14 protein-coding genes are annotated in these 13,881 nt (G+C 57.2%); 12 read left to right on the top strand and 2 right to left on the bottom strand.

All coding sequences use genetic code 11. From position 1 onward, the window contains the following. Nucleotides 1–197 precede the first annotated feature (197 nt). Both CFB02_RS13355 and CFB02_RS13350 read left to right on the top strand, forming a co-directional pair. On the top strand, nucleotides 198–791 hold the full coding sequence (locus CFB02_RS13355) for an outer membrane beta-barrel protein (RefSeq protein ID WP_088558370.1): 594 nt from the start codon (nucleotides 198–200) through the stop codon (nucleotides 789–791). 10 nt (nucleotides 792–801) lie between these two features. Continuing rightward, a complete protein-coding gene (locus CFB02_RS13350; RefSeq protein ID WP_088558369.1) occupies nucleotides 802–1,023 on the top strand; it encodes a DUF3565 domain-containing protein in 222 nt (73 codons plus the stop codon). On the opposite strand, the gene CFB02_RS13345 is transcribed toward CFB02_RS13350, so the two are convergent. Next, nucleotides 1,020–1,394, bottom strand: coding sequence for a thiol-disulfide oxidoreductase DCC family protein (locus CFB02_RS13345; RefSeq protein ID WP_088558368.1), 375 nt, complete (start codon nucleotides 1,392–1,394; stop codon nucleotides 1,020–1,022). The two genes, CFB02_RS13350 and CFB02_RS13345, sit on opposite strands and share 4 nt — an antisense overlap. Next, nucleotides 1,378–2,730 carry a CHAD domain-containing protein gene (locus tag CFB02_RS13340; protein WP_088558367.1) on the bottom strand — a complete coding sequence of 451 codons (1,353 nt, stop codon included), beginning with the start codon at nucleotides 2,728–2,730 and terminating at the stop codon, nucleotides 1,378–1,380. Before CFB02_RS13340 ends, CFB02_RS13345 begins: the two co-directional genes overlap by 17 nt. Before the next feature lie 226 nt (nucleotides 2,731–2,956). Between CFB02_RS13340 and CFB02_RS13335 the strand changes: the two genes are divergently transcribed. The 10 genes from CFB02_RS13335 (at nucleotide 2,957) to CFB02_RS13290 (ending at nucleotide 13,780) form a co-directional block, all read left to right on the top strand. Beyond that, nucleotides 2,957–4,633, top strand: coding sequence for a methyl-accepting chemotaxis protein (locus tag CFB02_RS13335; protein ID WP_088558366.1), 1,677 nt, complete (start codon nucleotides 2,957–2,959; stop codon nucleotides 4,631–4,633). Between the two features lie 107 nt (nucleotides 4,634–4,740). Then, nucleotides 4,741–5,811: a TRAP transporter substrate-binding protein gene (locus CFB02_RS13330; RefSeq protein ID WP_172835828.1), complete on the top strand. Its 1,071-nt coding sequence runs from the start codon at nucleotides 4,741–4,743 to the stop codon at nucleotides 5,809–5,811. A 141-nt stretch (nucleotides 5,812–5,952) separates the two neighbouring features. Beyond that, nucleotides 5,953–7,074: a spermidine/putrescine ABC transporter ATP-binding protein PotA gene (gene potA, locus CFB02_RS13325; protein ID WP_088558365.1), complete on the top strand. Its 1,122-nt coding sequence runs from the start codon at nucleotides 5,953–5,955 to the stop codon at nucleotides 7,072–7,074. After that, nucleotides 7,067–7,924 (top strand): spermidine/putrescine ABC transporter permease PotB, encoded by an 858-nt coding sequence (gene potB / locus CFB02_RS13320; RefSeq protein ID WP_041645954.1) that lies wholly within the window; start codon nucleotides 7,067–7,069, stop codon nucleotides 7,922–7,924. The genes potA and potB overlap by 8 nt, the downstream gene beginning before the upstream one ends. Beyond that, nucleotides 7,924–8,694: a spermidine/putrescine ABC transporter permease PotC gene (gene potC / locus CFB02_RS13315; protein WP_041645956.1), complete on the top strand. Its 771-nt coding sequence runs from the start codon at nucleotides 7,924–7,926 to the stop codon at nucleotides 8,692–8,694. Before potB ends, potC begins: the two co-directional genes overlap by 1 nt. Next, nucleotides 8,691–9,731 carry an extracellular solute-binding protein gene (locus CFB02_RS13310; RefSeq protein ID WP_088558364.1) on the top strand — a complete coding sequence of 347 codons (1,041 nt, stop codon included), beginning with the start codon at nucleotides 8,691–8,693 and terminating at the stop codon, nucleotides 9,729–9,731. Before potC ends, CFB02_RS13310 begins: the two co-directional genes overlap by 4 nt. Before the next feature lie 156 nt (nucleotides 9,732–9,887). Then, nucleotides 9,888–10,967 carry an extracellular solute-binding protein gene (locus tag CFB02_RS13305; protein ID WP_413772097.1) on the top strand — a complete coding sequence of 360 codons (1,080 nt, stop codon included), beginning with the start codon at nucleotides 9,888–9,890 and terminating at the stop codon, nucleotides 10,965–10,967. A gap of 5 nt (nucleotides 10,968–10,972) precedes the next feature. Next, a complete protein-coding gene (locus CFB02_RS13300; RefSeq protein ID WP_088558362.1) occupies nucleotides 10,973–12,067 on the top strand; it encodes an ABC transporter ATP-binding protein in 1,095 nt (364 codons plus the stop codon). After that, complete coding sequence (locus CFB02_RS13295) at nucleotides 12,064–12,924, top strand: ABC transporter permease (protein WP_088558361.1); 861 nt, start codon at nucleotides 12,064–12,066, stop codon at nucleotides 12,922–12,924. The genes CFB02_RS13300 and CFB02_RS13295 overlap by 4 nt, the downstream gene beginning before the upstream one ends. 4 nt (nucleotides 12,925–12,928) lie before the next feature. Then, a complete protein-coding gene (locus CFB02_RS13290; protein ID WP_088558360.1) occupies nucleotides 12,929–13,780 on the top strand; it encodes an ABC transporter permease in 852 nt (283 codons plus the stop codon). Nucleotides 13,781–13,881 lie beyond the last annotated feature (101 nt).

Here is a 13,881-nt window from a genome sequence, read left to right as displayed (position 1 = left end):
GCGCGGCGACACCCGCCAAGTGTGAATTTTTGGTGGGGAAATTCCGAAACAGTTGTGATTGGTAGGAGGCTGATGATGTGTCTGCTTGGAATGCAAAACTCTGTAAAAACTCTTGCCTCACCACCCCCTATGCCCTTCCTCCCATGTAGTATCCCGCAGGCGATTAAAAGTTAGTCACTAATACAAGGAAAAACAGGATGTTGAAGGCAGGAAAAGCGGTATCTTTGGTGTTTGTAGGCAGTTCAATCTTTGCCTTTGCAGGCATGGCGGCTGCACAGGGAGGTTATGCGGGAATTTCGGCCGGACAGGCCGAAGTGAGCGATTTTTGTGACGACGTGATTATTGAATGCGATGACTCTGCCCTCACAGGTCGTATTTACGCTGGGGGATTCTTCGACAAGTATCTCGCCTTCGAGGGTGGTTATCGCTTTGTCGACGATACGACGATTGAGGACAACACCGGTTCAATCAACGTCGGATACCATATGTTCGACGGATCGCTGCTTGTGTTCACGCCTGAGCTGGGCCCTGTCAGGCTTTTTGCGAAGCTTGGAGCGCAATTCTGGCGTCAGGATCTCAGCGTTTCAATCAATGGCCTTGGTAGTGCCAGTGAAGAGGAAAGTGGCGTTTCTTTGCGCACGGGTGCCGGTGCTACTATTGATATAACTGACTCTTTCGGACTGCGTCTCGAGTGGGACTACCTTCAGGATATTGGTGACGACAGCTCAGGCATTCAAAACCTGAAATCCGATGTTCATGTCTTTTCTGCAGGCCCAGAATTCCGCTTCTAAACTGTGCTATATGAAGCAACCCATCACCGGTTATCACAAGGATGAAGAAAACCACTGGGTCGCCCAGTTGGCGTGTGGGCACAACCAGCATGTGCGCCACACGCCGCCCTGGGTGAATCGGCCATGGGTCACGACGAGAGAGGGTCGGGCGTCGATGCTCGGGTTTGAGCTTGAGTGCCGGAAATGTGAGGAGGGCGCGCCGACCGACTCGAGCCCGCCCCTGGATGACTAAGCCGCTTTGTTGTTGCCAATGGCGCAGGCATATTTGCGCTCATAGCGTTTGTCTGCCCATTTCGCGTAGATGCGCGAGGCAATCTGGAAGATACCTGGCCACAGCAGGGGTTTGAACAGAAAACCAAAGGGCGTGTGGGACCAGGCGCGAACATTTGCGGGCAGACCGATGACCCACTCGCCGGTCCAGGTCATCAAGTGCAGGCGTCTGAGCAGAGCTTCATGACTGGGCAGGTTGGCGCTGCCGTCGCGCTGCTCATGGATGTCTGCAAAGATCAGATTGCCACGCTGGAGTTTGCGCAGGGTGCGGATCTCTTTGGCGCAAAGAGGGCATTGTCCGTCGTAAAACAGAGTGTCATAACGGGGCTCCATCGAGTCCTCCAAGGGTCAGAATCATTTTCCGGGCGTTCGCCTTGTGGTCTTCCAGCGTTTCCACGATCCCATTTAGCGCGGCTGGCAGTACCTCTGGCGCCGTCTGGCGGAACTGGTCGAGAAGCAAAATCTGAACGTGCAGATCCTGGAACCGGCCATAGAGCTCTTGCCGCTCCTTTAACGTTTTCAGGTTGCGCTTCCAGGTTTTTGCATCCAGTTCCATCAGGTAACGGATTCGTTTGAGTTGCTTGCGCAGCCGATGGATATCTTCATCCGGTGAAGTATGCATCAGCTCGGCAGTGCGTTTATTGAACTCCTTGATACGACGTTCCACGGCCCTTCGGATGTCTTTCGGCCGGAGTGTTGCGGCCAATTTCTGAAACTTTCGCGAATCAATCAGATTGCGCCAGTGCTCCAGGCTGTCCTGGTAGCGCTTGCTTTTCAGTCGCTTTGCCAGCTTTTTATGATGGCTGGCGGCTTCGCGCTCGAACCAGATCTGCAAGGCTGCCCGAATTTCCGCGTCATCTGCGCAAAGTTCCGGCAGGTCCTGAAGAAACACGTGAAGGTCGCGCAGTGGGCCCGTTGCCCTTGCATGGCGCTTCAGGGTTTTAACCCCCTTGGCCAGCGACTTGTCACCAGTCACGTCCTGAACCGATTCGGCGATGGCCCGGCTGCGTCGAATCGCAATCCGGTACTGGTGCAGAAATTCGTCATCCAGGCCAAGGGCGACGCCCCGTTCCAGTTGCCTTAGCCGATCAAGTTGATGGTGAAGGGCCTTGGGAATGTCCCTTGCAGGATTGTCCCCCGCGGTTCTGGCTCTCTTTTTAAGCTTTCGTTCGAAGTGGGCGTAGCTGTAATCCTGTGGCGTTATCAGAGTCACCAGTTTGCCCTTGCCGCGATCAATCTGGCGCCAGTGTTTGATCGAAAGCCGGATGTGAATAACGCTGGCGGTGGGTAGCTGTCCCGGGGGGTGCTTCAGTAGGGACTGGGCCAGTTCCAGTAACGCCGGGTTGTGGCCGACCAGGGTAATCTGTGGGGCGTCTGCCTGCTCTTCGAGCCATGCGAGTAGTCGCCGATAGTCGAAGGTATATAGCTCGCTCAGGGTATGGCAGCTCTCGGCTGCGACTGTGTCGGGCAGTATGCCTTGAAGTGTCGCGACGGCCCGCCTGGCGTTGCTGCTGTATACCTCGCCTTCGAACGCGCCGACAGATTTCAGGGCATTTCCCAATGGGGCCAATTGGCTGACGCCCCGAGCACTGAGGGGGCGTTCCCGGTCAGAAAGTGTTTCATCGGCCCAGCTGGACTTGGCGTGGCGTACCAGAAACAGGTGCTTCATTGGCCTACCTTCGTAGTGGTCCTTCAGTCTGATTCCCGCTCAAGACAATCGGGTTACTGCCGTTACTGTACCTAGCTGAAAATAATGGTGGAAGGTTTGTCCGATGGCAGGCGGCTCGGCGAATCAGTGCGCCTGCTGAAACCTGCCTTAACAAACTGGAACAGATCACGCTAAGTGGTCCGTGGATAATCCTCACCAACGGAAATTCCCTGGAGAGTTCGCAAAAATGAATGTCTTGAGTAAAGTGAAAATACGCTCGCGCTTGCTGGTGGCAGTACTTGTGCCGGTACTCGTTACGGCGGCAACATTGGCGTGGATCACCGCCAGTCAGATTCAGGCCAATGGTGAAGATGAGCTCAAGCGTCTTGAGAACAGCCTCCTGGAAGCACGGAAGGCTGGTTTACAGAACCTCATTGATGCCGCAGAGGCCGTGGTTCTGGAGGCCAAGAATGACCCATCGATGACGGAGGCGGAAGCGAAGGAGGCGGCAGCGGCGCGCCTGCGCTCGATCCGCTTTGATGAGACGAACTACGTGTTCGCCTATACCAGGGATGTATACAACCTGGCCTATGCTCCGGACCCTTCCAAAGAAGGACCGACCAAGAATCCGGTTGTCAGGGGGTTGGTGGCCGATCTGTTCGCCGCTGCCCGCGGTGAGGGCTTCTACGGCTATGACTGGATGAACCCTGCCTCCGGCAATGAAGAACCCAAGATGTCCTATTCCACCATTATCCCGGACTGGGACTGGATGATCGGTGCTGGTGTCTACATTACCGATATTGACCGGCAGGTCGCTGCTGCTCGCGAGGACATTGAGGCGGGTATGGCGGAGGCCTTGGGCTTTATCCTTCTGGTGACGGTTGTGGTTGTCGTAATCGCTCTGGTGATCGGCGTATTCGTTGGCCGTAGCGTGACCCGGCCGCTGAAGAACGTCAGCAACATGATGCAGGAAATTGCTGATGGTGAGGGCGATCTCCGCCAGCGGTTGCCGGATGAGGGTACCGACGAGCTGGCCGAGCTCGGTCGTCGTTTCAATGCCTTTGTTGTGAAGATTCAGGACACCATGCGAGAAGTTGGCGCCACCACGGATCAGGTGGCGTCCGCGGCGGAAGAGCTCAGCCGGGTCGCGAATGAAACCCGGGCCTCGGTTCAGGAACAGGGCTCCGAGACTGACCAGATTGCCTCTGCGATCAATGAAATGGCCGCGACCATCCAGCAGATTTCCGGCAATGCCAATGAGGTTGAGAGCTCGGCCTCGGACGCCGACCGCATGGCCCGTGAGGGTGGTGAAACCATTAGCAGTGCCCAGGGCGCGGTGAACAAGCTGTCCGAGGAGATCGAGGACACGGCCCGCAGTATCAACGCCCTTGCGGAAAAATCCGATGAGATCCAGCAGGTACTGGATGTCATCCATGCGGTAACTGAACAGACCAACCTGCTGGCTCTCAATGCCGCGATTGAGGCAGCCCGGGCCGGCGAGCATGGTCGTGGGTTCTCGGTGGTTGCTGATGAAGTACGCCAGCTTGCAAAACGCAGCGCTGAGTCCGCTGATCAGATTCGTACCATGATTGACGGCTTTGTGACTGAATCCAAGGCATCGGTGGAGCGGATGAACAAATCACGCAACCGTTCAACGGAAACGGTCGAAAGGATCAATCATGCAACCAGCGCGCTGCGAACCATCGAGACCTCGGTTGGCAAGATTCATGATCAGGTAACCCAGATCGCAACAGCCTCGGAGCAACAAAGCCAAGTGGCCGAAGAGATCAACCAGAACGTCGTGCGGATCGTTGATGCTGCCCAGCGCAGTGATACCGGCGTAACCCAGACCAACGAAGCCAGCCACGAACTGGCGCGGCTGGGTGAGAGCCTTCGGGACCTGGTCGGTCAGTTCAAGGTTTGAGCCGGATTCATGGTGTTCTGCCGATTGGCGTAACACCATGAGGAAGCTATGATGGTTGCGCGAAAGAAATACCTGTTTTCATACCAACAATAATGGAAGCCAACACAATGACAATCCGGAAAACACTGCTTGCGGCCGTGGCCGCTGCAGCGACTGTGTTCAGCGTGTCCTCGGTGGCCGAGGAAAACTATACTTTGCGCCTTGCGCAAACCTGGGGGCCCAACTCTCCGGTACTGGGAGAGACAGTTCAGCATATGGCGGACATGGCAGAAACCATGTCAGACGGCCGCTTGCAGATTCGCATAGATCCGTCCAACAAGCACAAGGCGCCTTTCGGGATTTTTGATCTGGTGCGCAATGGCCAGTACGACATGGGCCATACCGCGTCCTATTACTACAAGGGCTCTATCCCGAACGCCATGTACTTCACCACCATTCCGTTCGGGCTGATCGCGCCCGAGATGTACGCCTGGTTCTACCACGGTGAGGGCATGGAGCTGATGCAGAAGGTGTATGAGCCCTACGGCATGCTCTCCTTCCCGGGTGGTAATACCGGTAATCAGATGGGTGGCTGGTTCCGCAAGGAGATTAACTCCCTTGAAGACCTCAAGGGCCTGAAGATGCGCACCCCCGGTTTTGCCGGCGAGGTTATGTCTGAACTGGGCGTTGCCGTGACCAACCTGCCGCCAGGTGAGCTCTATACTGCCCTCGAGCGTGGCACCGTGGACGCCGTTGAGTGGGTCGGCCCTGCCCTCGATTTCCAGATGGGCTTTCATCAGATCGCCAAGTACTACTATTCGGGTTGGCAGGAGCCGGGCGCGGAAGTCCAGTTCCTTATCAACAAGAAGACCTGGGAAGAGCTGCCAAAGGATCTGCAGGAGATCCTGCGGGTTTCCATGCGCACCGCTGCCTATGACATGTACATCCAGAGCACCCACCAGAGTGGTGTCGCCTGGGATCGCATGAAAGAAGACTATCCGGATGTGACTCACAAGGTATTCCCGCCGGAAGTCATTGATGCCCTGCGCAGCACCACTAACCGGTTGCTGGCCGAAGCCGCTGAGAAAGATCCGCTGGCGAAGGAAATTATCGATTCACAGCGTGACTACCTCAAGCAGGTTCGTCAGTGGACCAACATTTCCGACAAGGCCTATCTGAACAGTGTGGCTGAAGACTGAAGCCTGACAATACCTGAGAGCCCGTCGAAGGCTTGAGGGCTTTGTCAGTCAAAGGGGCGCCGGGGCTGTAATACTCCGGCGCCCCTTTTTGTTTGCGTCGGTTTCTGGAAAAATAGGCCGCTCATTCTTTGGGCAGCGCCGATGAAACAGACACTGCTATCCCTGAGCAATCTTTCCAAGCAATTCGGTGGCAAAACGGTGCTCGACGGTCTGGATCTTGAGATCTACGACGGCGAGTTCATTACCCTGTTGGGGCCTTCTGGTTGCGGTAAGACTACGCTGCTGCGCCTGATGGCGGGCTTTGAGCATCCTGACGAGGGCACCATTACCCTGGCGGGAGAAAATCTCACTCACACCGCCCCGGAAAACCGGCCGCTGAATACCGTTTTCCAGCACTACGCGCTGTTCCCCCACATGTCAGTGTTCGACAACGTGGCCTACGGCCTGAAGATGGAAAAACGTCCCAAGGACGAGATTCGCCAGCGTGTCGATGAAGCCCTGGCCATGGTGCAGTTGCAGGATTTTGCCCGGCGCAAACCCCATCAGTTGTCCGGCGGACAGCAGCAGAGGGTCGCCATTGCCCGCGCGGTGGTCAAACGCCCACGCCTGCTACTGCTGGATGAACCCCTTTCGGCCCTCGATTACAAACTGCGTCGCACCATGCAGGTGGAGCTGAAGCGACTGCAGCGGGAGCTCGGCATCACCTTTGTCTTTGTGACCCACGATCAGGAAGAGGCGCTGTCGATGTCGGATCGGGTGGTGGTGCTCAAGGATGGCCTCGTTCAGCAACTGGGAACGCCCCGGGAAGTCTATGAGCGACCGGCGAATCTGTTCACCGCGCGGTTCGTGGGTGAGACGAACTTTTTTCCGGGCACCGTTGAGTCGGTTCAGGACGGTTCCATTACGGTGGATGTGTTTGGCCTCAAGCGAACACTTCGTCGTCCGGATTTTCCGGTGCAGGCCGAGCAGTCCCTGCATGTCCTGCTGCGACCGGAAGATATCCGGGTTCTCGACCCTGACGACGAGAACGGCGTCGCAGGCAAGATTGTCGAGCGCAATTACAAGGGCAGCACGCTGGATTCGGTCATCCATCTCGCCGATGGCACCGAAGTTCTGGCCAGTGAATTCTTTGATGAAGATGACCCGGCGTTTGATTACCGGCTTGGAGAGCCCGTAAAAGTCAGCTGGGTTGATGGTTGGGAATGGCTGCTTCCAGAAGAAGCCAGCCAGAGGAGCGAAGAGGAACTGCCGGCCGATGCATAGCATTATGCAGCAGCCGTTCAAAAACGCTGTCCTGATTCTGGTCTGGGGCTGGCTCCTGTTCCTGGTACTGGCGCCGAATCTACTGGTGGTAGGCGCCAGTGTCATGACCCGTGACCCGGTCTCGTTTCTGTCGCTGCCCCTGAACCTGGATGCCTATCGCCAGCTGTTTGATCCGCTGTATCTGGACGTCTTCCTGCATTCCCTGTACATGGCGGCGATGACCACGCTGGTGTGTTTGCTGATTGGCTATCCGTTTGCCTGGGCTCTGTCCAAAGTGGGCAAGCAACGTCAGCTGGTCCTGATCTTCCTTCTGATCGTGCCGTTCTGGACCAACTCTCTGGTGCGCACCTACGCACTGAAGCTGATCCTCGCCACCAATGGGCTGCTGAACAGCGCCTTGATGTCGATCGGGCTTATCGATGAGCCGCTACAGCTGCTTTACACCGAGGGCGCAGTGATCATTGGCCTGGTGTATCTGCTGTTGCCGTTCATGATCCTGCCACTGTATTCGGTGTTTGAGGATCTGAAGCAGGAGCTGCTTCTGGCTTCTCATGATCTGGGCGCGGGTCGGCTTTCCACCTTTGTGCACGTAATAGTTCCGCTCACATTGCCCGGTGTGCTGGCCGGCGTGATGCTGGTCTTGCTGCCGGCCATGGGCCTGTTCTTCGTTCCGGATATTCTGGGCGGTTCGAGAAACCTGCTGGTAGGCAACGTGATCAAGAACCAGTTCCTCGATGCCCGCAACTGGCCTTTCGGGGCCGCCGCCAGCATCGTGCTTACCGTGACCATGGCGTTTCTCATGTTTGCCCACCGGTTGAGCAAACGGCGAATCGGTGAGGAGGGCGCGTGATGACAAAGTGGCTGCCCCGAACCTATCTCACACTGGTCTACCTCCTGCTTTATGTTCCCATCGTGGTGCTGGTGGTGTTCTCGTTCAACGAGTCTCGCACCGGCTATGCCTGGGGTGGCCTCAGCCTGCGCTGGTACGAGTCGCTGTTTAACAACCGGGCCATGGTCACCGCCATGTGGAATTCGCTCTGGCTGGCGCTGTCTGCGGCCACTGTGTCCACGGTGATCGGTGCCCTGACCGCCCTGGCCCTGCACCGGTACCGGTTCCGGGGCAAAAAGCTGCTGAACGGCATGCTGTTTGTGGTGATGATGTCTCCGGAGATTGTCCTGGCTATCTCCCTGCTGGCCCTGTTCCTTCTGGTAGGGCTGCAGCTGGGTTACGTTTCCCTGCTGCTGGCCCATGTCACCTTCTGTCTGCCGTTCGTGGTGATCACGGTGATGGCCCGGTTGAGCGGTTTCGACGAGAGCCTGCCCGAGGCGGCCCGGGATCTGGGCGCTTCTGATTTCACCATGACCCGCACCGTGCTGATCCCGGTGATCATGCCGGCGTTACTGGCAGGTTGGCTGCTAGGGTTTACACTGTCCCTCGATGATGTGGTGGTCAGTACGTTTGTCAGTGGCCCGAGCTATGAAATTCTGCCCCTTCGCATTTACTCCATGGTGCGGGTGGGCCTGAAACCCGAGGTGAATGCCCTGGGCACACTGTTGCTGGTGTTTTCACTGGTTATGCTGATGTTGTCTCAATGGATTCTGATAAGGAGCAAACGATGAAGAAACTGGCACTTGCCGGCTTGCTGGCGGTAGGGTTAACGGGGTGCAGTTCCGAGGAGCCCCAGGTTCTTAACCTCTATAACTGGTCTGAGTACATGCCTCAGGAAGTCCTCGACCGTTTCACCGAGGAAACCGGCATCCAGGTGGTCTACACCACCTACGACAGTAACGAGGCCATGTATGCCCGTTTGAAACTGCTGGATGACAGTGCGGCTTATGATCTTGCGGTGCCGTCGACCTATTACGTCAGCAAGATGCGCCAGGAAGACCTGCTGCTGCCTATTGATCGCAGAAAGATCGAGGGCTTCGATAACCTGGATCCGGAGCTGGTGAACCTGGATATCGACCCGGAGAACCAATTCTCCGTGCCCTACCTCTGGGGTACCACGGGTCTGGCCGTGGATACTGCAGATATCGAAGGTGAGCCTGTTACTGCCTGGGAAGACCTGTGGGAAGATCGCTTCGATGGCCGGGTTATGCTCACCAACGACATGCGGGAAGTTTTCCACGTTGGCCTGCGGGTGCTGGGCTATTCCGGCAACAGCACCAATCCGGACGAGATCGAGGCAGCCTATGAAAAGCTTGCCGAGCTGATGCCTTCGGTTCGCACCTTCAACTCCGATGCGCCCCGCATGCCCTACCTGGAAGGTGAGGCCGACGTGGGCATGATCTGGAACGGCGAGGCCGTGATGGGCAAGGACACCATGGAGTCGCTCGAATATGTCTATCCCGAAGAAGGCATCATTGCCTGGCTGGACAGCTTCGTGATTCCGAAAAACGCCAAGAATCCGGAAGCGGCCCACCAGTTCATCAGTTTCGTGTTGCAGCCTGAAATCTCCGCTTTGATCAGCGAGGAGATCGGTTATGCCACTCCGAACCTGGCGGCCCGGGACCTGCTGCCAGATGAAGTGGCGAATAACCGGGCGAGCTATCCGAACGCCACCGACATGATCAATGCCGAGTTCCAGACCGACATTGGCGACGATGCCCTGCAGGTCTATGCCAAGTACTGGGAAATGTTGAAGTCCGGTCGCTAAGGGCACGGATACTGCATCGCGCTACGGAAAACGGAGGCTTCGGCCTCCGTTTTTTGCATCTGGTTTCACAAAACTGCAATACATGGTCTATAACTTCCTGATAACAAATGGTTAGCAAACTCTTGAACTTGCCATCAGTAAGGACACGTTATGATCATGCCCTCTCGCTCGACACGGAACCGTGCTTTTTTGCTGTCTGCAGCCCTGGCCTCTGCCAGCTTCTCTGCCAACACCCTGGCTGAAGAGCTGCGCCTGATTACCTGGGGTGGCTATGCTCCCGACGATGTGGTCGCGCAGTTTGAGGAAGAGACCGGCATCGATGTGAAGGTAACCCTCTCCAATAACGAGGACATGATCTCCAAGCTCCGAGCCACTGGCGGAGCGGGTTTTGATCTTGCCCAGCCTAGCCAGGACCGCATTGTTGGCGTGCAGCGCCAGTTCAACATCTATAAGCCTGTTGATTTCAGCCGCGTTAACACCGATCAGTTGCAGCCGTCCATGGTCAAGGCGACCCAGGACTCCACTGAACTGGATGGCAAGTTTTATGGGGTGCCTTCGGTGTGGGGGACCAGTGGTCTGATCGTCCACAGCTCGGTGGCCGATACCGTGACTGATTATACCGACCTCTGTGATACCGCTGTTGAAGGCCAGGTCAGCTACCGACTCAAGCGGCCGACCCTGATCGGTTTTGCCTTTGCCATGGGGATGGACCCGTTTGCGGCCTATGACAATCGCGGCGAGTACGAGGCCATCATGACAAAGGTTGAGGACAAGCTGATTGACTGCAAGAGCAATGTGAAAACCTACTGGACCGGCGGCGACCAACTGCTGGCCCTGCTGCGCACCGGTGAAGTGAAAGCGGCCATGGCCTGGGATGCCGGCGGCTGGAAGCTCAACGCCGAAAACCCGGACATCCGGTTTGTGGCCCCCGAATCCGGTGCCCTGGGCTGGATTGATACCTTTGCGATTCCACGTCGCAGCGAGAACGAAGAAGCCGCCTACAAGTGGATCAATTTCGTGATGCAGCCGGAGATTGCGGCCCGTATTACCAATGCGTCGGGCAACTTCACCGCCTCAAAAGGTGCCGATGAGTTTGTCAAAGCCGATCTCCGGGACGCTTACCGCGAAAGCTTTGATGACGCCGCCATCAACAATATCAAGTGGTATCCCCCGGTTCCGCCAGGGCTGGAAACCATGGAAGGCCAGGTGCTGGATCGCGTCCAGGCCGCGAACTGATCCCCATGGGAATGGATTCGGACCTGTTCTGTGAGGGACTGGTCCGCCGGTTCGGCAGCAATGCCGCGGTGGATCATGTGTCCCTGGACGTGCCTGCGGGCACGTTTTTCTCGATTCTGGGCCCCTCCGGTTGCGGCAAGACCACGTTGTTGCGACTCCTCGCCGGGTTCGATAAACCCGATCAGGGAGACATCCACATCCGTGGCCAGCGTATGAACGATGTGCCCCCCAACCGTCGACCGGTGAACATGGTGTTCCAGCATCTGGCCCTGTTTCCCACCATGACGGTCGGTGACAACATCGCCTATGGGCTGAAGCGCCGGAAAATGCCTCTGGCAGAGCGGCGAAAGCGCATTGCCCGGGTGCTGGAGCAGGTAGGGCTGCCAGATCTGGAACACCGCAACCCGCAGGAGTTGTCCGGTGGCCAGCGACAGCGGGTGGCCCTGGCGCGTTGTCTGGTGCTGGAGCCAACGCTCCTGCTGCTTGACGAGCCGCTTGGTGCGCTGGACTTGAAGCTTCGGGAACAGATGAAGGTAGAGCTCAAACACCTTCAGAAACAGTTCGGCACTACCTTCGTGTACATCACCCACGACCAGTCGGAAGCCATGGTGATGTCGGACCAGGTAGCCGTCATGCGGGACGGTCGATTCGATCAGGTTGCACCGCCGGAAGAGCTCTATCGGGAACCGGCGACCCCGTTTGTAGCGGGATTCGTCGGCGATAATAATCGTCTGTCGGGAGAACTTGTCTCTGTTCGCGACAACCTGGCCGAACTCCGTCTGGATGATGGTGTGCTGGTTCAGGGCAGAGTGGCATCGGACAACCTTCAGGCTGGCCACCGGGCTGAACTGTACATCCGGCCTGAATCTCTGGTTCTCTCCGGGGATGCGCTCAGTTCCGGATTCTCGTCGATGCAGGCGAAAGTGCGAACCACCCTGTTCGATGGCGCCAACAGTCGGGTCGAGGCTGAGACCTGCGGACAACCGATTTATGCCCGCCTGCCTCAGGATGGCTCGGCACCAAGGCTGTCCGTTGATAGTTCCATCCGGCTGGCCTGGAACCCGTCATTGGCCAGGGTCTTCGGAGCCGAGAGCCTGTGAGGTCCTCAGTCAGTCGCCTATCGCTCTGGTTATTGCTTACCCCGTTCCTGCTCTGGATCGTTTTGCTGGTGCTTCTGCCCCACCTGCAGATGCTACGGGTATCTTTCCTGGTCCGGGAAAGCTGGGACACCCTTGCCTGGGGCGTTGAGCAGTATCAGAACTTCTTTACCGAATCCTACTACTGGCGGACCTTTGTACGCACCGGAGTGATGTCGCTGTTCACGACTTTTCTGACGCTGATCATCGCTTTCCCCATCGCCTGGTATATTGCACGACTTGCCCGGGGCCGCACCAAGGGCTTCCTGTTTCTGGCCTGCCTGATTCCATTCTGGGCGAGTGAGTTGGTACGAACTTATGGTTGGATGATTCTGCTGCGCGAAAGTGGACTGTTCAGTTCCTGGCTTCAGGCGCTGGGCTGGGCGGATGGCCCGGTGGAGATGCTCTACAACGATGTGGCGGTCATCATCGGGCTTGTCTACAACGGCCTTCTGTTCATGGTTGTCCCGTTGGTGACAACCCTTGATGGCATGGATGAAAACCTGGTCGAAGCCGGTTACGACCTGGGTGGCGGCCACGGCACCGTGTTGCGCGAAATCGTGGTGCCCTGGGCCATGCCCGGTATCGTTTCCGGATGCATCGTGGTGTTCATGCTCACTCTTGGCAGCTACCTGACCCCGGTTCTGATGGGTGGCAAGGACAGCGCCTGGTTTACCGAGCAAATCTTCACCCAGTTCATCACCCGCTTTAACTGGGAGCAGGGTGCAGCGCTTGGTGTTCTTCTGCTGGTCCTGTCGTCGGTCATCGTGTGGCTGGGGCTTAAGATCTCGGGTCAATCGCTGCGCAAGGTGATGGGATGACGTCATGATTCGTTCGGTTCCCCGCTCCCGGCTTTTCGATAGCCTCTATCTGGCCTATCTTGTGGCATTTTTCGTGTATCTGGCCTTGCCCCTGCTGGTCACCGCCGTGTTTGCCTTCAACGATGCGCCTTTTCCGTCGCTGCCATGGAAAGGCTTTACCCTGGACTGGTATTTCGCGGATGGCAGTGAGGGCCGCACCGGGCTTTTCCACGACGATGGCCTGCTCACAGCGCTCTGGGTCAGTGCCAAGATCGCTTTCTGGGTGACTCTGGTGAGCGTCGCACTGGGGTGTGTCAATGCCGTGCTGTTTGAGCGAGTACAGTTCCGGGGCAAGGAGTTCCTGTACCTGCTTATGTTGCTGCCGCTGGTGATCCCCGGGGTCATTCTGGGGGTATCCATTCTGGTGTTCTACAGTGGTATGGCCAATGATGTTTCATCGGCCTGGGGTATCGAGCTGGATCTTTTTCGGCCGGGTATGACCCTGGTGGTGATGGGGCAGGTCACTTTCATCGCGACCCTGAGCACCCTGGTGATTGCGGCCCGGTTACGCAAGTTTGATCCCCAGCTGGAGGAAGCTGCCCTGAACCTGGGCGCTACGCCACTTGTGGCCTGGTTTACCGTAACCTTGCCCTGGCTTTTGCCATCCATTTTCGGGGCTGCCGCCATGGCGTTCCTGATGTCATTTGAAAACTTCAATACCACCGTTATGCTCACAGGTAGTGACACGCCGTTGACGGTGGCACTTTTCAACCGTCTTCGGGAGGGGTCGACGCCCGTGCTCAATGCGGTGGCCCTGCTGCTGATGGTTGGATCCGCGCTGTTGGCACTGCTGGTGATGGGGCGTTCCTCACGCTAACGGGATCTTCCCCGCGGACGGGCAGCACAATCCCGACGTGGCCGCCACCTTTTCAGCGCGCTGGGCTATAATCAAGTCTAATCGTCACATAACGCGGGTTC

Source organism: Marinobacter sp. es.042 (assembly GCF_900188315.1).
GTDB lineage: Bacteria > Pseudomonadota > Gammaproteobacteria > Pseudomonadales > Oleiphilaceae > Marinobacter.
The sequence above is the reverse complement of the archived record's forward strand: the minus strand, read 5'-3'. Positions and strand labels throughout refer to the sequence as shown.